Genomic DNA, 22,674 nt, shown 5'->3' with positions numbered 1-22,674 from the left:
AGACCTAGGTCGCAATCCTCCCGCAACACGGTCACGCGATAGCCGTACAGATCAAATCATGTGATCGGCCGAACGTCGATGGGCGCATTGCGAATCCACTGCGGGCGCACCGGGTACGGCGTTCTCGCGAAATCGGGCAGGCCTATGCGTGCGCGACGGTAATTCGCCCGGTCCGGAACCCGACCTCAGCGCGGGTGACCTGGTGATAAGTGGAATCAGCCGGGTGATGGGCAGTCGGCGGTGTGCCGGTCGCCCTTCACGAGCCGCCCGCACACCGCCCGTACCCGCTGGGTTCCGTCCGGTCGGACCTGCACGAGCAGGACGGGCTTGTCCATGACCTCGTGGCCGGCCGACCGGGGGCCGAAGCGGAGCAGACCGCTCGCGCCCTGCGGGGAGGGCGCGGAGTCGTCCGGCTCGGTCAGCGCCGCCAGGACCGCTCCCGCCGTCGGCAGTGCCAGGCCCTGCTCGCCGTAGATCTGCTCTGCCACACTGCTGACCAGGAGGGCCGCGTCATAGGCGATGGCCGCGTGGGTCCGTGACGGGCGAGCGTTCGGCGCGACGTCCTTGCCGATCAGCTCTTGGACGACGGGCTCGAAGTCGCGGTAGAAGATCGGGACCGGCTCCTGCCCCACCCACTCCTCCTGCCAGGCCTCGCGGGCCGCCAGCGGGGTGAAGAAGAGCCGTACAGTGTCGGTCTGGCCGAGCTGGGCGGCGTTGTCGCTGACGTACTTGGTCACCTCGTCGGCGCCGAGCACGATGCGACGTCCGCCGCACGACGTGGTCGACAGCCTGGTGACGAACGACCGGAACTCGTCCGACCGGCCCGCGTAGTAGAAGACCTGGGCGGGCCTCGCGCACGCCTCCAGCACTTTGCCGGGGATCTGCGTCGGGTCGGTGTAGGGCAGCATCATCACACCCTCGCCGAACGCCGCCTCGAAGTCCTTCGCGAGGTTGGTGCTGTAGAGGTCGTCGGCGCCGGCGTCGTAGAAGACCGCCGCGGTTCGCGCCCGCACACCGAGCAGGCCGCTCTTCGCCCAGTGCGCGGCGTGGGCCGCGAGGCGGCGGTTCGGCGGTGCCAGCCGGTAGTAGTACGGGGAGTAGTTGCCCGCCCGCTTGGCGGTGTCGTCGAAGGTGTTCGTCGTCCCGATCATCGGCAGCGCCGCCTCGGACAGCACGTTGATGGCGTCCTGCGTCGGCTTCCTGCTCTGGCCGAACCCGACGGCGGCGACGATGGTGCGATCCAGCGCCGCCCTCTCCCTGACCCGCTCGGCGACCTCGTGGGCGTAGCGGAATCTCGATCCGGTGTTGGCGAGCAGCACGCGCAGCCGCGGCTGCGCCCCCGCGTCGTTGTGCGCCTGCTGCGCGATGGACAGCCCGACGAGCTCGCCGTGAATGCCCGCGAGCAGGTCGGCCTGCGGGTTCCTCGTGGCCGGGTCGACGGTCATGGGGCCGAGATAGACGACCGTGACGTACGGCTTGCCGGACCTCAGCACGTCGTCGTTCAGCTTCTCGATCCGCCGTTCCACACCGGCCAGCCGCTCGCTGAAGACGTACGACCCGTCGGAGATGCCGACGCACTCCCCGTTCCGCGCGTGCCACACCACGTGCGGGTCGCAATAACGTACGGTCTCGAAGACGATCATGCTGAGCGACGCGGCGAGGATGGCGCCCATCACGAGCCAGGGCAGGAACGGGTGCGCCGACCGGGGTCTGCGGCGAGGCCGGTGAACGGGCACGGTGTCGGAGCCGTCGCCCGAGTCGGTGCGCACCCGTATCTCCCGCCGGGTGCCGAGGACGGCGACCCGGCCCTGCGACTCGAGGTGCGCCGTCCACGCGGCCCGCACGCCGGACAGGTCCACCGGCCCGGCCGGGGTCTCGACCCGGACGGCCTCGGACAGCTCGTCGGCGAGCGCGGGATCCTCGGCGGCGTCGAAGCCGGCGGCGATCACCAGTGGATCGAAGACGTCCGTGGTGGCGCGAACCTTCTCGATCAGCTCGACCAGCCGGAGACCGACATGGCCGGCGGGGACCCGATCGATGATCAGGGCGGGGTAGCGAACCCGGGCCCAGTGCGCCCGCAGGATGCCGCGCCGGTAGGCCTGCCGCAGGTCCTCGAGGAACGCGGCGACGAGGAGCAGGTCGAGCTGCTGCGCGACCCGCTCCCGCTCCTCGGGATCCTCGATGTCCTCAAGGGCCGGGAGGTCGAACACCCCCAGGGCGAAGCGGAGGAACGACCTCGAACCGCCGAAGTACGGCTGCCGCGTGAACCAGCGGTACCGGCGCCGGCCGGCCCAGTCCCGGGTTCGGGCCAGGATCTGCCCGGCGAGCAGCGACAACCCGAACCCACCCGCCAGCATCGCCGCCGCCAGGTCGAGCGTGCTCGCCGCCGTCGCGCTGAGCAGCGCCACCCCGGCGATGCCGAGCGGCGCCACCTGCTCCAGGTAGGTGAAGAGCGTGGCGACCTTGCCCTTCTCACCGGCCCGGTCGGCGGGCACCACGACCCGGCCGCGCCGCCGCACGCCCTTCCCGAGCACATCGCGCCTGCGGTGGTCCTCGTCCACCCCGACCAGTTCATCGACGAGCTCGCGGTTCTCCTGATCATCACGGCTAGAACGCGCCGATCGCTGCTCGTCCCGGGCTCCCCTGAGCCGGATCTGACGCAACTCCTGGAGCCACAGGGCCATGCTGAGCAGCGCGAACCTGATGGGTGGCTCGCGCCGCGGGTGGTGCTTGGAGATCTCGCGGCTGGCGAAGCGCAGCAGCAGCGACACGTCGGCCGACGCGGAGGGGGCGGCGAGGTGGGCGTGCGGGTCGCGCCCTTCCTTGCAGCGTTCGACGAACAGATGGGCGAGCTGGCGGGTCTCGGCGCGGGATCCGATCATCAGCAGCAGCGGGCGCATCCGGTCCCCCGCCTTACGCCGGGGTCGTTCCCGCATCCGCTCGAAGACGCTGAGCAACCCCTCCCACCGAGGATCGATCTGAGCCTCACCACCGCCAGAGCCCACGCGGCACCTCCCGCACCCTCTGCCGCCAATCCACCGTGAAGTAGATCTATACCGTGTCTTGGCCCACCTTTTGCCATCATGGCCGAGTGGGCGAGGGCATCGGCGCCGAGGAACGGCGCTACGAGGAGGAACGGCGGGCGCGGATCCGGCACCGCAACCGGATCTCGGGTCGCCTGGTCCTCGTGATCATGGCTGCCGCACTGGCGCTCCTCGGGTACGACTCCGCGATTGCGGCCCTGGCCGCGCACCGTGACGGCAGGTCCTTCGGCTATCCCCTGGCGCTCTCCGCCGGCTGCGCCGCCGTCCTGATCGCCGCCGGCCTCCGAACCTTCGCCCACCGCCGCCGCCGTTGAGTAAGCGGCGCGGACTGGCCGGGAACGGCCAAGGCCGAGTTCTTCGCCGTGATCATGCAGTTGTTCGCGTGAGGCCCCAGCGCGTTGGCCGGGGTCGCGCGTCGTGCCGCCGGGCGGTGGCGGGCCGATGGGACGCACATCTCAACATGCGGACCCGGCGATACCCGATCCCGCAGGTCAACTACGCTGGGTCGAGTGACCGACATCGTTATTCCCGAGGACATGAAGCCCGCCGACGGACGTTTCGGCTGTGGTCCGTCGAAGGTCCGCCCCGAGCAGCTCGCCGCCCTGCACGAGTCCGGCGCGACGTACATGGGGACCTCCCACCGCCAGAAGCCGGTCAAGTCCCTGGTCGGCCGGGTCCGCGAGGGCCTCGCGCAGCTGTTCTCGCTGCCGGAGGGGTACGAGGTCCTGCTGAGCAACGGGGGCACGACCGCGTTCTGGGACACCGCCGCGTTCGGCCTGGTGCGCGACAGGTCGCAGCACGTGACGTTCGGCGAGTTCTCGAGCAAGTTCGCCAAGGTCACCAAGGGCGCGCCCTGGCTCGCCGACCCCTCGGTGATCTCCTCCGATCCGGGCACGCACCCGGTGCCGCGCGACGAGGACGGGATCGACGTCTACGCCCTGACCCACAACGAGACCTCGACCGGCGTCGCCATGCCGATCAAGCGGGTCGGTCAGGCCGGCGACCTGGTGCTCGTCGATGCGACGAGCGGCGCCGGTGGCCTGCCGGTCGACGTCAGCGAGTGCGACGTCTACTACTTCGCCCCGCAGAAGTGCTTCGCCGCCGACGGTGGCCTGTGGGCGGGTCTGTTCTCGCCCGCGGCGCTGGCCCGGATCGACGAGATCGCGGCGACCGGCCGGTACGTGCCGGAGTTCTTCAGCCTGCCGACGATCGTCGACAACTCCGGCAAGGACCAGACCTACAACACCCCGGCGGTGGCGACGCTGCTGCTGTTCGCCGAGCAGCTCGAGTGGATGCTGGAACAGGGCGGGCTGGCCTGGACGACGGCGCGCACCGCCGACTCGTCGCAGCGGCTCTACGCCTGGGCCGAGAAGTCGCCGTACGCGTCGCCGTTCGTCGCCGACCCGGCACAGCGCTCCCAGGTCGTCGGCACGATCGACTTCTCCGACGAGGTCGACGCGGCGGCGGTCGCCAAGGTCCTGCGGGCGAACGGCATCGTCGACACCGAGCCCTACCGCAAGCTCGGCCGCAACCAGCTGCGGATCGGCATGTTCCCCGCCATCGACCCCGACGACGTCGAGGCCCTCACCGCCTGCGTCGACCACGTCGTCGAACGCCTCTGACGGCTGCTCCCCGGGACGCTCAGAGTTCGGGGGGCGGAGGGGCCGGGCGGCCGGCGTCGGGCGGCCCCCACGGCAGTCCGTAACGCTCGCAGGCCCGCCGCAACTTGCCCAGGTCCGGCGGGAACGCCACCCGGCGCAGCACCCGGCCGGCCGGGCTCCACACGACGAGCTTCGGCATCCCGTCCTCGGACTCGTCGAGCCCCACGCCGCCGACCGCGTCGCGACGCAGATTCCAGTCGATCCGGCCGAGAGCGGTGACCGCCATGATGCCGGTGGTCGAGACGCGCAGCTGGGATCGGTTCCGGTCGTACAGCCAGGCCCCGACCAGGCCGAGCAGCAGCCCGGCGGGCGCGGCCCATGCCACCGTCAGCGGGAAGCCGCCGAGGTCGTCCCCCAGCCAGAGTGAGCCGACGACGGCGACGATCTCGCACACTCCCGCCGTGACGCCGTACGACCAGATCCGGGAGCGGCGCGGCACGTCCAGCAGCACGCCGGACTCCACGCCCGGCTCCGTGCCCGACTCCGCGCCCGCCTCGGCCGCCGGCCCGGCCGGCTGCGCCGGCGCGGGGTCAGCCGGGGCCACCGAAAGCCCGGACACGGTGCCATGGAACGCGGCGCTGAGGTAGGCGTCGTACTCCGCGTCGTTCACCGGCAGCCCGGCCCGGCGGGCCGACTCCCGCAGATCGGTACGGGCGATGCGCAGCGCGGTCAGCGGCGCGGCGAAGAACTCGTCGCCGTCGGAGTCGTACACCCTCAGCCATGCGTGCCCGCCGATGGTCAGCAGTTCGATGCCGCCGATCCGGTCGTGCGGCATCCTCAGCACGACCTCACCCGCCGCGTCGGCCCAGCCGAGTCCTTCCTCGGCCACGACCAGGCGGCCGCCGGGCACCTGGGCGAAGATCTCCGGAAGCCCGTCGAGGCCGTACTCCGAGGGTCGCAGCAGCTGGGCGTCCGGGGTGATGACCCGGTAACCGTGCTCGTCCAGCGCGTGGGCGAGCTGGAACTTGTCGAGCCCGCGGGCGGGAAGACGGGCCAGCAGCCGCAGCCGGTGGTCGAAGGCGAGGACGCACAGCGAGTCCGCCACCGGCTCGCCCGTGCCCGGGCGCAGCGTCACCCCCGGTCCGATGACGAGCGCCGCGATGTCCCCTGCGGCCACCTCCTGGCCGCTCGCCCACAGGGACTCGGCGGTGATCGTCCAGCGGACCGGGGTGGTCCGCTCCAGGCGGCGCCGGGCCACGAGGAGCGCCGCGGTGCCGATGAGCGCCCAGCATCCCGCGGTGAGCCGGTCGCTGAAGTGGACGTGGCCCTCCAGGGCGATCCGTACGATCATCAGCAGGCTGAGCACGGCCGCCAGAACGCCCAGAGCGGTCGTACGGGCCCTTCCGGGGACCGGCCGGGGCGACTCCAGCCGCACCGGAGCTCCGCGCGGCTCGGTGGGCTCGTGGACGGCGGCGAGCAGTTCGGCCTCCTGGTCGAGCAACCGCCGCTCGGCCGCCTGCCCTGGAGGCGGTGCCTCGTCGTCCTTGAGCGCCGAACTGTCGCCGTCGAGCACATGGATCGGGATGCCGAGACGCCGTGCCGTCAGGAAGAACGTCAGGGGCTCGAAGCCCATCCCGGTGAGCGCGCCGACCTCGGTCGCGCCGAACTTGTGGAAGACGGTCAGGACGCCGTCCTCGGCCGTGAGGGCGAGTTCCTTGATGCGATCACGCTCGTAGCCCGCCACGATCTCACCCGACGGGCCGACGTGCTCCAGGCCGGCGTGCGACAGCCGCCAGAACGACGCCGGGCGCCGGTGCCGGGTCCGCAGGAGCAGCCAGGGCAGCGCGTTGCCGGCGACGATGAGCGCCGCCCACAGCCACGCGGGCCGGACCGGCAGCAGGGCGATGGCGAACGACAGCAGGGCGAACGGCCCGCTCGCCGCTGAGGTGCTCCGGCGGCCGTCCGGCATCCGCGGGCCGATGAGCTCATGGTCCACAGCCACAGATCCTGACATGTCGCGCGGTGGGGGGACTGCCAACTTGTCCCGGGAACGTTTCCTTGTGATCGTCGCACCAGGTCGGGTGGCCACGTGACAGCGGTCCGGCGCAGGCCGTTTCGGGCGATCTCACCCGGCTCAGGAACGACCGCGCAGCCGGCGGTACGCGAAGAAGCCGCCGATGGCGACGACCCCCAGCAGCACGGCGCTCCGTACGCCCGACCCGTCGCTGCGGGCGGCGGGATCGCCCGCCGCGGCCGGCGGCGACGACGCCGCGCTCCCCGGCTCGGACGAGGCGTCGCCCGGCAGAGGCACCCGGTACACCGGCGACCGCGGCCCCTCCGAGCCGGCGAGCAGCGAGTGCCCGTCCGCGGAGTAGGTGATCGACTCGCCCTGCTCCTGGTTCGGCAACGAGACGATCCGCAGCAGCCGGCCCGGCGCCGAGTAGATGTGCGCCGCGTAGTAGGTCCGGATGACGAAGTGGCGTCCGTCGGGCGCGTAGGCCCCGTCGGTGGCGAGCAGGGGTGCCGCGCCCACCCTGCGCAGCACGTTGACGCGGTCAGCGCGCAGGTTGGCCGGTGCCTCGTAGAGCCCGCCGCCGAACTGCTTGCTGGCGATGTAGAGCCGGTTCGTGCGCGGGTTCACGAGCAACGACTCGGCGTTGCGCGGCCCGTCCTCGTATTTCAGCCGGAACGCGGTCGCCGCCAGCGTCTGGTCGGCCAGCCGGGCCGGTTCGGGCACCCGGTAGACGGTGACGTACGGCTGGGCGCCGCCCGCGTTGTCGCCGATGTCGCCCACGAAGATCGCAGGACCCGCCTGATCCCGGCCGACGGCGATCCCCTCCCAGTCGCGGTTGTACGCCCGCGACACGGTCAGCGTGGCCCTCGTGCGGCCGTCCGGGCCGATGGCGTAGATCGCGGCCGATCCGCCGGAATCGTTGTGGGTGTAGACGACGCCGGGATGCCGGGTGCTCAACGCGAGCCCGCTGGACTCGGTGACCCGGCTGTCGGAGATGGTGAACGCGATGCCGGGATCGGGCACCACCCTCGCGTACGCCGCGCCCGCCCCCAGCAGCGAGAACGCACCGATCAAGGCCACGAGCACTCGCATGTGTCGATCTTCCCCCATCGTCGCGGCGTCGACACACCACCCCGCTCACAGATCAGCTCAGCAGGCTGCCGATGATCACGGCGAGGATCAGCGCGGTCAGCACGGTCGGCAGCAGCCATCGCGGTGGGCGGTTCACGGATGGCAGCCTATGCGGCGGGACCGCGTGCCTTGTTGCCGGGAGCCCGTTCACCTGATCTCCCATCACGTCGGGTCGGCGGACGTCTCGGGCCGGCCGAGCGGCCAGGTCCGCAACGTCTCGTGCCGGACCTGTGCACCGAGGTGGCTGCGTACCAGGCAGATCGAATCGGCGATCCACGGCGACCCGGCGAACGAGGACAGCTCGTCCAGAAGCGGCCGTACGTCCGTGGGCCGGCGGCAGCGGGCCAGGGTGAGATGGGGCCGGAAGGACCTGTGCTCACCGAAGGGGGACCCCGCCCTGCTGCCCGCCGCGGTGACCGAGGCGGCCAGCCTGGCGAGGGTGCGCCGATCACCGTACATGCCCGTCCACAGCACGCGGGCGTGCGCGCCGCCCCCGGGAAAGGCGCCGGCTCCAGCGAGCGACAGCGTCAGCGGGTCGTAGCGGCGCGCGGCGCGTTCCAGGCGGGGGGTGAGCCGGTCGAACGTCCGGTCGTCGATCTCGCCCAGGAAGGCCAGCGTGACGTGCATGAGATCACGGCGAAGCCATCGAAGATCGGGCCAGCTGATCCTGAGCGGGGCGACGACCTCCTCGAGTTCGCCGAGAACCCGCGATGGCAACGGCAGCGCGACGAACAGCCTCATGACGACGACGCCGGATATGCCACGGACAAAGCCTGTCAGCCGAGGTGCCGCCTGTCACTCCCGGGTGAGGTCAGGTGACCAGACCCCGGGTGTGCTCGCCGAGGAGGTGCGAGAACAACGCGGGAGCGCGGGTGCCGTCGCCGGCGTCGGGCAGTAGGTCGGGGGTCAGCGTCCAGTCGCCGCCGACCCACGGGTCCGCCACGATTCCTTCACCGCACGGCAGGTTGTGGCAGGTCTGGCGCACCCGCACCGTACGGACGGACTCGGGGACGGGGGTGTCGGTCTCGACCAGCAGCACCGGGACCCCGGCGAGCGGGCCGTCCTCGACCAGCCGGACCAGCTGGTGGGACTCGTCCCCGTCGGCGAGGGCCGCGCCGGCGTCGAGCACGACGACGAGCCGCACCGGGGGCCCGCTGACGGGGGCGGCGGGCGTCTCGGTCTCGGCACCACCGATCATGCGCAGATCGACCATGTCGAGCAGGCGCCGTACCCGCTCGGTCGCGGCCGGCCCCGTGGCCACGCCCCCGCCGAGCAGGTGGTGCACCGTCGCCGGGGGAAAGCCGTGTAGCCAGCCGGCCCCGGACAGCCCGGACGCGTCGATCACGTCGATCCCCACCGTTCCCGGCGGGAACGCGGCGAGCAGCCGGCTGACCAGCGACCACGCGAAGACCAGCGACTCGCCGGGCACCACGCCCCTGGAGATCCAGGTCGCCCGCCGCAGCGGCATACGGAGGATCAGTGGCACCCGCAGCCCGGGCAGCTCCGGGGCGCCGAGATGACCCAGCAGGATGCCCTCGGCCAGATCCGCACGCGGCTGCCAGGTGAGCCAGGAGACCCCGCCGAACGGGGCGATCTCGGCGCTCGCCTGGTGCTCGGCGGCGACCAGTTCGTCGCGGAGCTGGCCGACGTCGGCGTTCAGCCGCTCGGCGGCCGCGTCGAGGAGCTCCTGGTAGCGGCCCTTCGGCACCCGCCCGGTCAGCTCGTCGTTGCGGATGGTCAGCGCGTGCTCGCCGGTCGAGCGATAGGCGGCAAGTGAACGGCTGGCGTCCTCCCACACCAGCCAGGCGCGTTCGACGTACCCGACCTCGCCGTCGGGGGACGCGGGCGGCAGGTCCTGCTGGGACGGCCGGGGCGATGCCGCGGAGCGGGCGGGGTCGTCCCGCCGGTACGGGACGTTCGGCCGCGGCGCACCGTCGGGCCCCGGTGTGCCGGCCCCTGGTACGGCGGCCCCGACGGCCATCCCGGCGGGCGGAGCGGCCGCGTCGGAACCCGCCTGCTCCCCCGGATCGTCGACCTCGACGCCGTGTGCGGTGACGAGATCGACGAGCCCGCCGTCGTACCCCTGGCCGACCGCGCGGACCTTCCACCCGGTGCCGCGGCGGTAGACCTCGAGCCCGATGATGGCCCGTTCCGAACTCAGCCCGTCGGGGGTGAACACCGCGACGGTGCGGCCGCCCTCGGCCGTGAGCTGCAGGCGCGGCGGCGGGATCGCGCCGAACGAGGCCGCTCCGGCGAGGCTCACCACCAGCAGGATCGCGTGCACGTCGGCCGCGACCGCGGCCAGATCGAGATCGATGCGCTGACCGCCGCCGCCGTCCGACCACCGCACGCCCCCGCTCTCGGGCGCGTTGTAGAACACCAGGTCGGCGTCGGACCGTACGCGCATGTCCGCGCCGACGAGCAGGGCGCTGACGTCGGCAGGGAGGGCGCACAGGACCGCCGCGGCGACGCGCGGGGCATCGAGCGGCGCGTTGGCACCGCTTATCAGGTCGGGCACGGCCGGGCTCAGACGTACGCGGCGAGTTGCGGCAGCATGTCCTGGAACGTACGGCCTTGACCGGGCTCGCCGATCGCGGCCATCTTCCAGGCGCTGCCGTGCCGGTAGAGCCGGGCCATGACCATGGACGTGTGACCGCCACCGCCGGTGAGGGTGTAACGGGCCAGTTCGGCGCCGCTGGTCTCGTCCACGAGCCGGCAGAACGCGTTCTCGACCTCGTTGAAGTTCTGGCCGTTGAACGAGCTGACCGTGAAGATCAGCGAGTTGATGTGCACCGGTAGCCGGTTGAGGTCGACGATCACCGATTCGTCGTCGCCGTCACCGTGCCCGGTCAGGTTGTCGCCGGTGTGGCGGACCGAACCGTCGTCGCTGACCAGCTTGCCGAAGAAGACGGCGTCGGTGATGCGGCCGTCCGCGAACAGCACGCAGGACGCGTCCAGGTCGATCTCACGCTCGCGCGAGCCGAAGAACCCGCGCTTTTTCACCGCGTCCCAGCCGAGCCCCATCCGGACGAGTGTCAGGGTTCCGCCGGGCTTCTCCAGCGAGATCCGCTGACCCTTGACCATCGAGACCGTCATCGCCGCCTCCTCGTTAACCGTCCGGGTACGGTTCCGCCGCTACGGCATGGCCCGGCACGCCCCATATGGCAAGCTTTCCAGCCGCCATGGTCCATTGTCAGGCACGTTGGAAACTTAGGGCATCCGGCAATGAACGCAATATCCTTACGATTGAGGCGAACGGCACCATCACCACGATGACCGCGGTCGCGGCGGCCGTCGCGATGAGACCGCCGGCCACGATGCTCAGGCGCGGCCCGAACTGCTCGGCCAGCCAGCCCACGATGGGCGCGCCGAACGGGTTGGTGCCGAGGAAGACGAACATGTAGAGGCCCATGACCCGGCCGCGCATCTCGGGTGCGACGCTGAGCTGCAGGGTCGCGTTCGCGGTGGTGGTGAAGGTCATCAGCGCGATGCCGGTGGGGACCAGCAGCACCAGGAACGACCAGTAGGTCGGCATCAGGCCGGCCAGGACCTCGAAGACGCCGAACAGCACCGCCGCCATCAGCATCATCCGCCGGCTCGGGCTGACCCGGCGGGCGGACAGCAGCGCACCCGCCAGCGCACCCACCGCCAGCATCGTCGAGGCGAGCCCGAACGACGAGGCTCCGCTGTGGAACACCTCCCTGGCCATCAGGGCGGTCGTCAACTGGAAGTTCATGCCGAACGTGGCGATGAAGCCGACCAGGACCAGGACCAGGACGAGATCTCGCCTGCCCTTCACGTAGCGCAGTCCCTCGCGCAGTTGCCCCTTGGCGCGCGGTACGCGTTCCGCCACGTGGTGCAGATCGCTCTCACGCATGGCCTTCAGCCCGAGCAGGACCGCGCCGAACGAGGCGGCGTTGATCAGGAAGACCGGCCCGGTGCCGACGAGCGCGACCGCGAGGCCCGCGATGGCGGGGCCGACGACCCGCGCGCCGTTGAAGGTCGCGCTGTTCAGGGCGATCGCGTTGGGCAGGTCGCCCTTGCCGACCATCTCGATCACGAAGCTCTGCCGGGTCGGGTTGTCCACCACCGTCGCGAGGCCCAGGCCGAACGCCAGCAGATAGACGTGCCACACCTGCGCCACGCCGCCGATGGAGAGGACGCCCAGGATGAGGGCGAGCGCGCCCATCGCCACCTGAGTGATCATCAGGACGCGCCGCTTCGAGTAGCGGTCGGCGATGACTCCGCCCCACAGGCCGAACAGGAGCAGCGGCAGGAACTGCAGCCCGGTCGTGATGCCGAGCGCCGTGCCACTGCCGTGGGTGAGGTCCAGGACCAGCCAGTCCTGTGCCACCCGCTGCATCCAGGTCCCGGTGTTCGACACCACCTGACCACTGGCGAACAGCCGGTAGTTGCGATTGCCGAGCGAGCGGAACATCCCGCCGCGCGCTACGAGCGGCTCAGCTTCTCCAGGATCGGCGCCGCCTGGCGCAGGACCGCCCTTTCCTCCGGTGTCAACTCCTCCAGCCGCTGCGACAGCCAGGCCTGCTTGCGCCGCCGCTGCTCCTTCAGCAGTTCCCGTCCCTGATCCGTCACGTTCAGCACGACCTGGCGGCCGTCCGTCGGGTGAGGGGTCCGGACGAGCAGGTTCTGCTCCTCCAGCGCGGCGATCACGCGGGTCATGGACGGGGGCTGCACCTTCTCGTGCTCGGCGAGCTGCCGGGGACTCATCGACTGGTGCCGCTCGACGGCCGCCAACGCGGCCTGCTGCGTGATCGATAGACCGCTTGTGCTTTGCGCGCGCAGCCGGCGCGACAGGCGTGCGATCGAGATGCGCAGGTCCTGGGCCAGGCCTGCGCGGCTTCTGGTCTGCGACATTGCCATGTTCATTCGCTGAAGTCATTACTCTTGCTAACGATACGGCGTGTTGGGCTATTCCGCCAAATCCTTAGCAAAGCGTACGATTTCGGCATCCTCCGCTCGCTCAACTGGGAGCAGCATCGTCGCACGGCGAACCGCGGCGGCGTCGTCACACCCCGAGCAGTGTCTTCACCGGGTCGAGCGCGAAGTAAAGGACGAACAGCGCCGCGATCAGCCACATCAGCGGGTGGATCTCCGCGAACCGCCGCCTGGCCGCCTTGATCATGACGTAGCTGATGAAGCCCGCGCCGATGCCCACCGTGATCGAGTACGAGAAGGGCATCAGGACGATCGTCAGGAAGGCCGGGATCGCGACGTCGTAGTCGCCGAAGTCGATGTGGCGGATCTGGGTCATCATCAGGAAACCGACGACCACGAGCGCCGGCGTCGCGGCCTCGAAGGGCACGACGCTCACGAGCGGGGCGAAGAACATCGCGACGAGGAACAGCCCACCGGTGACCACGCTGGCCAGGCCGGTGCGCGCCCCCTCGGCGACGCCCGCCGCCGACTCGATGTAGGTCGTGTTGGACGACACCGACGCCGCCCCGCCGGCCGCGGCGCCCACGGAGTCGACCAGCAGCACGCTCTTGACGCCCGGCAGATCACCGTCCTCGTCGACCAGCTCGGCCTCGGCGCCCACCCCGACGACGGTGCCCATCGTGTCGAAGAAGTCCGCCAGCATGACGGTGAAGACGAAGAGCAGCGCCGCCACGACGCCGACCCGCTCGAAACCGCCCAGCAGGCTGAAGTCGCCGAGCAGGCTGAGGTCGGGAGTTCCCGTGACGTCGTCGGGCAGGCTGGGCACGCCGAGCTGCCAGCCGTCGGGGTTGACGAAGGGCTTGCCGTCGGGGCCGATCCCCTTGTACGGGCCGATCTCGGCGAGCCACTCGACGACGATGGCGAGGACCGTGGTGGCCACGATGCCGATGAGGATGGCGCCCTTGACCCGCTTCGCCACCAGCAGGACGGTGACCAGCAGGCCGAGGACGAAGACCAGCGTCGGCCAGCCGGACAAGCTGCCGCTTCCGCCCAGTTGCAGGGGGACCGAGGCGTCGCCCTCCGCGCCCGGGATACGCCGGACGAAGCCCGCGTCGATGAAGCCGATCAGGGCGATGAACAGGCCGATCCCCACCGCGATGGCGGTTTTGAGCTCGGCCGGGATCGCACGGAAGACGGCCACCCGGAACCCGGTGAGCACCAGGACCGTGATCACCAGCCCTTCGAGGACCACGATGCCCATCGCGTCCTCCCAGGACATGCCGCCGGCGATGCCGAACGCGACGACGGCGTTGAGACCGAGCCCCGTGGCCATCGCGAACGGGTAGCGGCCGATCAGGCCCATGCCGATGGTGAGCACCCCGGCGACGAGCGCGGTGGCGGCCGCCACCAGCGGGATGCTCGCCCCCGGCTCGGTCAGATCACCGAGGAACTGCCCGTCACCGTCGGCGACCGTGCCGATGATCAGCGGGTTGAGGACGACGATGTAGGCCATCGTGAAGAAGGTGGCCAGCCCGCCGCGCAGTTCCCGGCCCATCGTGGAGCCGCGCTCGGAAATCTTGAAGTATCTGTCGAGCCCGCTCGCGGGCCGCTGCTTCTCCGCCGCTTTCTCGATCACGGCACTGCAGAGTGCCAGATGCCCGGTAGACCGGGAAAGCGGTCAACGGCACCAAATGCACAACAAAACTGTGAGCGGCGTCGGTCATGCGCGGCGTGACCACCGCCGTGGTACTCGTGCACCACCGCGTGTCGCCGCCCTGGCCTCAGCGGCGGCGACCGCCCACCGGCGGTCGTCTAACCTGATCGCATGGCCCGACCACGGCGCCCGCCTCCGCCTCCACTCGAGACCAACGACGTCCGCCTCTCCGCGGCCGGCGCGGCGGCCTGGGCCGTCGCGCTCGTCGTACTGCTCCTGATCGGATTGCCCGAGGACGAGCGCTGGTGGCTGTGGGTCTGCGTGACCGGCATGGCCATCGGGCTGTTCGGCATCGTGTACATCCCCCGGCTGCAACGCAGCCGCACCGCCCTGATCGCCAGCCACCAGAGGACCACGGCTCAGACCGACGACCCCGATCAAGGCAGGCCCGGCAGCGAGCAGCCCGCCCGGCGCGAGACCGATCAGGCAGATCGCGGCGACCAAGGCACCGCCTGATCGAACCTCTGGCGATCCGGGCCGGCCGCCGCGCGGCGACGACACGTGCATGATCACGACGGGGGTTGGTGCTCGTCCAGGTCGGCCTCGGCGAGCAGTACGGGCAGGTCACGCGGATCCCGCAACACGGCTTCGACGAGCAGCCGATCCGCCCAGCGGCCGGCCGCCCAGGCCAGACCGCGGGCCAGCCCGGCCGGGCCGCTCGCGTGCAGTGTGACCCCGTCGTATCGCCACTGCACGTCGAGCCCGTCCACGACCAGCGGGTGATGTTCGACGTAACGGTCGGGCGCGCCCGGCAGGATTTCGCGTACGACGTCCGGCACCGGCCGGACGGTGCCGCGCGACTCCACGGTGCCCGGGATCTCCTCGCTCGCCTGCGAGATGTCCAGCAGTTCCGCGAGTCTCCCCGCGCCGTCGTACCCGGCGAGGATCAGCGGTTGTCCACCGAGCAGCGGCAGCAGATCGGGGCTGTCGAGGATCAAGGCGTCCTCAGCCGGGACGACCTCGGGCTCATGGCCGGTCACCGCCCGCACCCGGGCCGGCGGATCGACGTCCGCCGGGTCGAGATGGGACAGCTCCGTCCACAGCGCCCGCAGTTGCGCCCGCGAGACCGTACGTTCGGGATCGGCCAGGAGGTTGAGCAGCTCGTCGGCACCGCCCGGCTCGGCCAGCAGCTCGGCCAGCGATGTGCGTACGCCGAGCACCCGGAGCAGGCCCGGGTCGGACCCGGCGGGTGCGAGGTCGTACAGCCCGGCGAGCAGCGGATCCGAACCCGGCGCGGCCAGATCGGCGGGCCGGCGTCCGCCCAGCACCGGGTGCCTGCGCAGCCACCACGCCGTGTACGAGGGCACGGCGACCCGCCGGCCGTCGTCGAGCACGACGTACGCCGGATCGGCGACGGCCGAGCGCAGCGGAGGCTCGGCGAGCATGCGTAGCGCGGCGTCCCATTTCTGTACGAGCTCCAGGTCGCGCACCGCGACCAGCTCCGGCAGCAGCGGCGGCACGTCCTGCTCGGGCAGCCGGGCCAGTACCTCGCGGGCCCACGCCTCCTCACCGTCGAGGTCGAAGGCCAGGTCGGTCAGGGGCACGTCGTGTTCACGCACCAGTGCGAAGGTCCCGAGGACGCCGACCGCCTCGAGGGCCTCGGCACCGTACCGCTCCACGAGCGCGGGGTCGGCCACCCCGAACGGGGCATCGGCCGCGACGACGTCGTGCAGCGGACCGCCGGGGAGCAGCAGTTCCCCCGCCGCGTAGAACTCCCCGTCGGCACCGGGCAGCGTGAGGTCGGCCAGCCAGGGCTCCTCCCCGGGCGACGGGCGGGCCGCCGCGACGAGGCCGAGCACCGCCCGCGCCACCGGCTCGGGGTCATCCGAGTCGTAGGACCCCGCGACGGCGGCGCGTACGGCCGGATCGGCGAGGATCGCTCGCGGACCGGCCTCGACGGCGCCGAGCCGGTGCAGCAGCGGATGGGCCGCTTCGGGGTGAACGAAGCGCAGATCGAGGGCGGCGAGTTCCGCCGGGTCCACACCGGGTCCGGCGATCAGCAGCCCCCGCGGCCCGCGCCTCATCCGCACCCGGCCGGCCGGCGAGCGTGGACGCGGGGAGAACCCGGCCCCCTCGGACGTCTCGGCCTCGTCGTCTCCGGGTGGTTCGGCCAGCGGCACCGGCAGCGCGCCGAGCGCATCGGCGTCGGCCCCCGACAGCGCGTCGTAGAGGCGGTGCCACCAGGAGGCCTCACGTTCCAGTCCGGCGAGCGCGTCGATCACGTCGGCCAGTTCGATCCGCCGAACGCCGAGCGCGGCGAGCGCCGGGTGCCGGACCGGCCAGCCCGCGGGCAGCAGGCCGGGTAGCACGGGCGCGAGCAGGCCCAGCAGCGCGGGCGAACCGTCGACGGCCACGGCATCGCGACCGCGCTGAAGAGCGGACCGAGGAGCAGGCCCTGGAGAAGGCTGGAGATCGGCGTCCGCGGGCTCGGGGCCCGAGGCCACGGGCATCAGCGGGGTGCCGGGAAGCTCGGCCAGAATCTCGCCACGGAGCCTGGCGTCCAGCTCGCCGGAACCGACCCGGCCGGGGACCAGATCGAGCAGGCGTGGGGTCACCGGCATCGCGCGCAGCAGATCGACATAGCCCCGCGCCGCCCGCTCGACGAGGAAGTCGGTGAGCGGCCCCGGAGCGGCGTGCCGCCGGTCGGGGGCGAGTGGGAACGAAGCGATCAGCAGGGCCGGCAGGCCGAGCCGCTCGTCGCTCGGAGTCGGGGCGTGGATCACGGCCGGTACGTCGGCGGGCAGGGCCGCCCCGTCCGCGAGCGCGGCCCAGCGCAGCCGCCAGTACGGCCGGGTCCGCTCCTCGGCCGGCCGGTCCGCCAGCAGCTGCGGCGGGATCTCGCCGTGCGCCTCAACCGTGCGCCATTCGGTGCCGTTGATCGTCGCCATGCCGTCGCCGTGCGTCGCCGTGAGCGTGCGGGTGGTCCCGTCGACCTCGATCTCGACCTCGGCGAGCGCGGGCAGCCCGAGCATCAGAGCCGGGCCCAACTGATCGAGCGCACGGCGTACGGACCGCTCGGCCTCGGCGTCCCGCAGCGGCAGCCGCACGACCGTGTCGTACCGCTCGTCCCCCCGCCGCTCGTCCCCCGGCTTCGCCTCGGCCTCATGGGCCGCGCCGTGACCGGCCGTCGCGAATTCCTCGAGCCGGGCCGGATCGGCGGGGAAGGGCAGGCGCAGAACGGGAACACGGCCGGCCCGTCGCGACAGTTCGTCGGCGAGAGCGGGAATCCCCTCCACGAGCTCTCGGGTGCGCGCCGCGGACCACTGGACACCGGCGACCTGGCCGGAAAGGTACGGATACGCGCCGCCAGGCTCGGCGGAGATCATCGATGGTTCGTCGCTGACCGCGACCACCGCGGCGAAACCCACGCCGAAGCGGCCGGCGGTGCCGATCTCATCGCGTTTGGCCGAGGCGCGCAGCGTCGACAGCGCCTCCACCCCGGTGGCGTCGAGCGGCGTGCCGGTGTTGGCCGCGGTGAGCACGCCGCCGCGCAGGCTGAGCCGCAGCCGTCCGGGCACACCCGCGCGGAGGGCCGCGTCGGCGGCGTTCTGCGCCAGTTCGATCACGACCCGATCGCGATAGCCCCCGAGCGCGTAGTCCTCTTCGGCATTGGCGTCCTCGCGGAATCGCGCCGGCGCCGCCGCCCATGCCCGGAGCACCCGCTCACGCAGGTCGCCGGTTCCGAAGGGATCGTCCATCACCACGTCACCGCCAGCCGCCGTACATGCCCGGCGGCCGCTCCCGCCCGCGTCCCGTGGTGCCCGGCGATGCCCACGCGCTCCTGAGGTGGCCGACCCGGCTGTGGCTCGGGCCACGGTCGCCGCCACACGTGCGCCGCCTCCACCGCTCGCCACAGCGTCCGTCGGCCCTGTCCAGAGGCTGTACGCGTCCCTCGGCCAGGACCGCGGAGGCCCCTCGCGGGCACCCACCTCGCCCCGCGGTGGCGGTTCAGCTGTGCCCCAGGGCCTCTTCGTCGGCCATCGCACCGGCCGCCACGACGTCGTAGCCGAGCTCGTCGACGATCGGCGGGGCGTAGTCGACCGCGGAGGGCGCGACGACCGCCTCGGAATGCGCGCCGCAACCGTGATCGACCGCGACGACCTTGCCGTCGTCGGGGGCGTACTCGTTGGAGCAGACCCCGAACAACTGCCGCAGCGAGCCGGCGAGCGGCACGAAGAATCCGCAGGTGGAGCAGGGCGCGGGGGCCGACGCGGCGATGGGGGTCCGCGGCCCGGCGGTCCCCTCGTACCAGCGCGTGGCGACCTCGTCGCGGCCCTCGGCGGACAGCACCCGGGCCCGGCCGAGGCCGAGTTCCCACAGCATCTGCCGATCGGTCGAGTCGTCCACCTGCGTGAAACCGGGGGCCAGCCGTGCGTCGTCCACCGCGGTGGGCAGCAGATCACCCGGGCCGAGGTCGCCCGGGCGCAGCCGATCGATCCACGGCACCCATTGCGGAGGCATCACGGCCGCCTCGCCCGGCATCAGCACGCACTCGCTGACCGTCACGGCCTTCGCGCGTGAGGCGCGGGCCACGGTGACGGCCCAGCGCCAGCCGTTATAAGCCGGGTCAAGGCAGGCGAAAAAGTGGGTGACCACCCGGTCTCCGTCGGCCTGCAGACCTTGGTGTTCACCGACCTTCCCAGGCCACGCCGTCTCCTCGGCGGTTGCATGGGCGAGGTCGACCGCATCCGCGCATGCGGCATCGACGACGGGGGTACGGGTCCGGCGCGTGGGCGCGGCACTCGATCGCGGCAGTGGGCTCACATACACGATTGTCCCCCATGGATGGGCATGACAGCGCACCATGGGCCACGGTTAGGACACGGATTCCGTGGAAGGGCCAGTGTCGGAGAGACTGTTGAGATGGGAGTGAGGGCGCACATGAACAGCGCTGGGCGATCGGTACGCCGCGCCGGGCGATCGATTCGCGGCGCCACCCGCCGGATCGCCCGCACCACGAGGCGTGCGACGCATGCCCAGGGGGCCGGGCGCAGTGGCCTGGGCGGCCTGATCGAGGCCCATGCCGTCAACAGCGCCGGTGACGCCCTCGTGGCCGTGGCGCTGGCCGGGACGATCTTCTTCGGGCTCGACGTGAACCAGGCTCGCGGCCAGGTCGCGCTCTACCTCGTCGTGACGATGGCGCCCTTCGTCTTGATCGCTCCACTGATCGGCCCGGCTCTGGACCGGATGCGCTCGGCCCGCCGGGCCGCGATGGCCGGCACGATGCTGGCCCGCGGCCTGCTGTGCTGGGGGATGGCCGGCGCGGTGTCGCACGGCGACGCGGTGACCTTCCTTCCGGCGGCGTTCGGCGTGCTGGTGCTGTCGAAGGCCTTCGGCGTCCTGCGCAGCGCGGTCACACCGCGCGTGCTGCCCGATCAGATCACACTCGTGACGGCGAACGCCCGAGCGTCGTTCGCCGGGTTGATCGCGGCCTCCATCACCGCCCCGGTCGGAGCGGGCCTGGGGGTGCTGATCGGTCACGACTGGCTGCTGCGCATCGCCATGCTGGTGTTCATCCTGGGCGCCGTCTTCAGCATCCGGCTGCCCAAGCACGTCGACACGCCCGAGACCGACACCGAGCCGGCACAGGCGGGCGGTCGGGCCCGATGGCGGACCCTGCTGCGCGTGGGCCCGGTGGTCGGCGACGCGATGCTCGCCAATGCGGCGCTCCGCGCGTTCTCCGGTTTCCTGATCCTCTATCTCGCCTTCCTGCTCCGGGAGCAGCGCTTCGACCCGGTCTCGCCGAATCTGGCCCTCGGGCTGCTCGCCGCCTGCGCGGGGGCGGGCGGCATGGTGGGCACGGTGCTCGGTGCCCGGGCGAAGGCCCGCGCGCCACAGCTGATCGTGTTCGGCACGCTCGCCTTCGCGACGACCATGGCCGCCGTGGGCGCCGTGTTCTTCGGGCTGTGGGCGGCCCTGGCGGTGGCGTTCGTGGGCGCGTTCGGCCAGTCGCTGGGCAAGCTCTCACTGGACGCCGTCGTCCAGCGGGAGATCGGCGAGGAGGTGCGCTCCTCGACCTTCGCGGTCTCGGAGACTCTGCACCAACTGGTGTGGGTGCTCGGCGGGCTGATCGGGCTCGGAATGTCCACCGGCTTCGACGGACGGGTGGCGCTGTCGAGCGTCGCGGCGGCGCTGGGCCTGTCGCTGGCGCTTCTGCTGTCACAGCGGGTACGGCGGCGGCGGCGCGCCACGTCCCGGCGGGCTCGTCGTCCCGTCAGCGGCGAGGCGGCGGAGGCCACCGCGAAGTCACCGTGAACTCGCGCGGGCCCGAGGAATCACGGAATCCCCCGGAAACACACGACACGTCGAGGCACACGACCCGTTGAAACGCCGCGAGCGCCCGCTACGCGGACAGGTCGTCGGCGACGGCATTCAGGACTGTGGCGATCTTCTTCGCGTCGCCGGGTGACGGGTGCTTGCCACGCCGGTAGGTGTTGGAGATCCCGTCGAGCAGTTTGATGAGATCTTCAATGATCATCACCATCTCGTCGGGCTTCTTGCGCCGGGCCTTGGCCACCGACTTCTCGACGGAGGGTGGCGCCTCGAGGGTCCGCACGGAGAGCGCCTGTTGCCCCCGCCGCCCTTCGACCACGCCGAACTCGACCCGCTGCCCCGACTTCAGCGATGTGACGCCGCTCGGCAGCGCGGTGGAGTGCACGAAGACCTCTCCGCCGTCATCGCGGGTTAGGAATCCGAAACCCTTGTCGGTGTCGTACCACTTGACCTTGCCAGTGGGCACAGGTGACCTCGTCCTGCTCTCGTGTGAATTGCTTCAAGGTTAGTGCCTCGACCGCAAAACGGTGAACACGGTATCGGGGGTCAGGGGAGCACGCCGAGCTCGGAGAGCCGGTCCGGAAAGGTGAGCAGATCCGGAAGCACCAGGTCGGCGCCGTAGGCCCGTAGCGCCGCAACATCGAACGGCCCCGTGGCCACCGCGACGCTGCAAGCGGACGCGGCGCGCGCCGCGTCGATGTCCCCGGTGTGATCACCGACATAGGCCGTGGCGCCGTGCTCCGTCAGGGCGACTCCCTTTTCGGCCGCCCACAGCGACCCGACGACGCGATCGACCGGCAGGTCCAGGAAGCGGACGGTGCTCTCGGCGTCGCGCTGGTTCTTCGCGGTGACGACGACGACCCGCCCACCCGCGGCACGCACGGCGGTGAGAGCGGCCGCGGCACCGGCCATGGGCGTCGTCGCGGGAATGGCGATTCCGGCATAGAGCTCTCTGAACCGGGCGACCATCACCGGCACCTCGTCGGGTGTGAACCAGTGGGCCAGTTCGATCGCCAACGGGGGGCCCAGGCGGGTGACGCTCAGGGTGCTGTCGATGAAGACGCCGCTCTCGGCACTCAGCGCGTCGAGAACGGCGCCGATGCCGGCCCTGGTGTCGGCGAGCGTCATATCCAGATCGAAACCCACGGTGAAATCACGGTCGTACACGATCGACAGGGTATGAGGTGCATTTGGTGGATTTGCCACTGCCCTGGTGCGGTGCGGCGGTGCACACGCACCCGCGCCCCCCTGGTAGTGGCGATGCGACGGGATCCGAGTAGGAGGGCGCGGGAGTCTGGCGTGAAATGCAACTCTGATTTCTATCGACCGGATCTGGCGAATCCGCCCGTCCGAAACAACAGTTTCGTGATCCGGGATATACCCCGGTACCTGCCCAGCGAACCGCGCTGAACCTCGGGCGGTCGCGCCGGACGACGCGACGGAGAAGAGGACGTCATGGCGGAACATCCGCACGACGATCGGGCCGGCGGCCAGATCAGGGGTGCTCGACCGACGGCAGCGCGTGCCATTCGTCCCAGGAGATGTCCCGCCCCGGGTAGCGAACGGTCTTGAACGGCCAGGTGGTGGTCACCCACTCCCGGACGAAGTCCTCGAGCTCCGCCGCCACACTCGATCCGTCCTGGTCACTGCGCACCCAGAAGCCGGCCTCGGCGTCCACGCCGAGCTTGCCCGGTGGATCGATCCGGACCGCGCCGAGCAACCGCGACTCGTCCGTGGTCAGGACCGCGAAGCTGAACGATCGGCGCAGCTCGCCCTCCCGCTGACGCCACGCCACGTCGATCAGGGTCTCTTCCAGGGTCAGGCCGGCCCGCGGCCAGCCCCAGACATCGCCGAATTCCGCCCAGAGGTGCTCACGGCTGCTCATGACCGCGTCGTACACCTTCACCACGTCGTGCACCGTGATGGGCCGAATCCGGAACCGCAGTCCGGCCACCAGGGTGGGCACAACGAAGTCTTCGGGCAGGAAGGTCACCTCAG

19 protein-coding genes are annotated in these 22,674 nt (G+C 71.5%); 4 read left to right on the top strand and 15 right to left on the bottom strand.

What is annotated here, in order from left to right:
* Positions 1–215 precede the first annotated feature (215 nt).
* Positions 216–3,005 carry an ABC transporter substrate-binding protein gene (locus HKK74_RS09095; RefSeq protein WP_187242669.1) on the bottom strand — a complete coding sequence of 930 codons (2,790 nt, stop codon included), beginning with the start codon at positions 3,003–3,005 and terminating at the stop codon, positions 216–218.
* 86 nt (positions 3,006–3,091) lie between these two features.
* On the opposite strand from HKK74_RS09095, the gene HKK74_RS09090 reads away from it, so the two are divergent.
* Both HKK74_RS09090 and serC read left to right on the top strand, forming a co-directional pair.
* Entirely contained in the window at positions 3,092–3,358 is a 267-nt protein-coding gene (locus tag HKK74_RS09090; protein ID WP_187242668.1) for a hypothetical protein, read from the top strand.
* 195 nt (positions 3,359–3,553) lie between these two features.
* The gene (gene serC, locus HKK74_RS09085) at positions 3,554–4,666 is read left to right on the top strand and encodes a phosphoserine transaminase (RefSeq protein WP_187242667.1); all 1,113 of its coding nucleotides are present in this window, start codon (positions 3,554–3,556) and stop codon (positions 4,664–4,666) included.
* A 19-nt stretch (positions 4,667–4,685) separates the two neighbouring features.
* Here serC and HKK74_RS09080 read toward each other — a convergent pair whose 3' ends face one another.
* From HKK74_RS09080 to HKK74_RS09040, 9 genes are all read right to left on the bottom strand, one after another.
* A complete protein-coding gene (locus tag HKK74_RS09080; protein ID WP_187242666.1) occupies positions 4,686–6,641 on the bottom strand; it encodes a hypothetical protein in 1,956 nt (651 codons plus the stop codon).
* 138 nt (positions 6,642–6,779) lie between these two features.
* On the bottom strand, positions 6,780–7,751 hold the full coding sequence (locus HKK74_RS09075; RefSeq protein WP_246491368.1) for a YjiK family protein: 972 nt from the start codon (positions 7,749–7,751) through the stop codon (positions 6,780–6,782).
* 52 nt (positions 7,752–7,803) lie between these two features.
* Complete coding sequence (locus tag HKK74_RS09070) at positions 7,804–7,941, bottom strand: hypothetical protein (RefSeq protein ID WP_187242854.1); 138 nt, start codon at positions 7,939–7,941, stop codon at positions 7,804–7,806.
* 11 nt (positions 7,942–7,952) lie between these two features.
* Positions 7,953–8,531, bottom strand: coding sequence for an RNA 2',3'-cyclic phosphodiesterase (thpR, locus tag HKK74_RS09065; RefSeq protein WP_187242664.1), 579 nt, complete (start codon positions 8,529–8,531; stop codon positions 7,953–7,955).
* 70 nt (positions 8,532–8,601) lie between these two features.
* On the bottom strand, positions 8,602–10,308 hold the full coding sequence (locus tag HKK74_RS09060) for a TerD family protein (RefSeq protein WP_187242663.1): 1,707 nt from the start codon (positions 10,306–10,308) through the stop codon (positions 8,602–8,604).
* A gap of 8 nt (positions 10,309–10,316) precedes the next feature.
* Positions 10,317–10,886 carry a TerD family protein gene (locus HKK74_RS09055; RefSeq protein WP_187242662.1) on the bottom strand — a complete coding sequence of 190 codons (570 nt, stop codon included), beginning with the start codon at positions 10,884–10,886 and terminating at the stop codon, positions 10,317–10,319.
* Between the two features lie 97 nt (positions 10,887–10,983).
* A complete protein-coding gene (locus HKK74_RS09050) occupies positions 10,984–12,228 on the bottom strand; it encodes an MFS transporter (RefSeq protein ID WP_187242661.1) in 1,245 nt (414 codons plus the stop codon).
* 11 nt (positions 12,229–12,239) lie between these two features.
* The gene (locus HKK74_RS09045; RefSeq protein WP_376771519.1) at positions 12,240–12,668 is read right to left on the bottom strand and encodes a MarR family winged helix-turn-helix transcriptional regulator; all 429 of its coding nucleotides are present in this window, start codon (positions 12,666–12,668) and stop codon (positions 12,240–12,242) included.
* A gap of 151 nt (positions 12,669–12,819) precedes the next feature.
* Positions 12,820–14,244, bottom strand: a complete 1,425-nt coding sequence (locus tag HKK74_RS09040) for an NCS2 family permease (protein ID WP_187242830.1) — start codon at positions 14,242–14,244, stop codon at positions 12,820–12,822.
* A 270-nt stretch (positions 14,245–14,514) separates the two neighbouring features.
* On the opposite strand from HKK74_RS09040, the gene HKK74_RS09035 reads away from it, so the two are divergent.
* Complete coding sequence (locus tag HKK74_RS09035; RefSeq protein ID WP_187242659.1) at positions 14,515–14,859, top strand: DUF2530 domain-containing protein; 345 nt, start codon at positions 14,515–14,517, stop codon at positions 14,857–14,859.
* Between the two features lie 53 nt (positions 14,860–14,912).
* Here HKK74_RS09035 and HKK74_RS09030 read toward each other — a convergent pair whose 3' ends face one another.
* On the bottom strand, positions 14,913–18,101 hold the full coding sequence (locus HKK74_RS09030; protein ID WP_187242658.1) for a sacsin N-terminal ATP-binding-like domain-containing protein: 3,189 nt from the start codon (positions 18,099–18,101) through the stop codon (positions 14,913–14,915).
* Positions 18,102–18,351: 250 nt separating this feature from the next.
* Positions 18,352–19,167, bottom strand: a complete 816-nt coding sequence (locus HKK74_RS09025) for a DUF3027 domain-containing protein (protein ID WP_312881362.1) — start codon at positions 19,165–19,167, stop codon at positions 18,352–18,354.
* A gap of 117 nt (positions 19,168–19,284) precedes the next feature.
* On the opposite strand from HKK74_RS09025, the gene HKK74_RS09020 reads away from it, so the two are divergent.
* Complete coding sequence (locus tag HKK74_RS09020; protein ID WP_187242656.1) at positions 19,285–20,658, top strand: MFS transporter; 1,374 nt, start codon at positions 19,285–19,287, stop codon at positions 20,656–20,658.
* 88 nt (positions 20,659–20,746) lie between these two features.
* Here HKK74_RS09020 and HKK74_RS40750 read toward each other — a convergent pair whose 3' ends face one another.
* From HKK74_RS40750 to HKK74_RS09005, 3 genes are all read right to left on the bottom strand, one after another.
* Complete coding sequence (locus tag HKK74_RS40750) at positions 20,747–21,142, bottom strand: cold-shock protein (RefSeq protein WP_187242655.1); 396 nt, start codon at positions 21,140–21,142, stop codon at positions 20,747–20,749.
* Between the two features lie 80 nt (positions 21,143–21,222).
* The gene (locus HKK74_RS39720; protein WP_312881360.1) at positions 21,223–21,843 is read right to left on the bottom strand and encodes an HAD family hydrolase; all 621 of its coding nucleotides are present in this window, start codon (positions 21,841–21,843) and stop codon (positions 21,223–21,225) included.
* Positions 21,844–22,171: 328 nt separating this feature from the next.
* Positions 22,172–22,669, bottom strand: a complete 498-nt coding sequence (locus HKK74_RS09005; protein ID WP_312881359.1) for a GNAT family N-acetyltransferase — start codon at positions 22,667–22,669, stop codon at positions 22,172–22,174.
* Positions 22,670–22,674: the final 5 nt, after the last annotated feature.

This window comes from Actinomadura alba, assembly GCF_014323705.1.
Lineage (GTDB): Bacteria > Actinomycetota > Actinomycetes > Streptosporangiales > Streptosporangiaceae > Actinomadura_C > Actinomadura_C alba.
The sequence above is the reverse complement of the archived record's forward strand: the minus strand, read 5'-3'. Positions and strand labels throughout refer to the sequence as shown.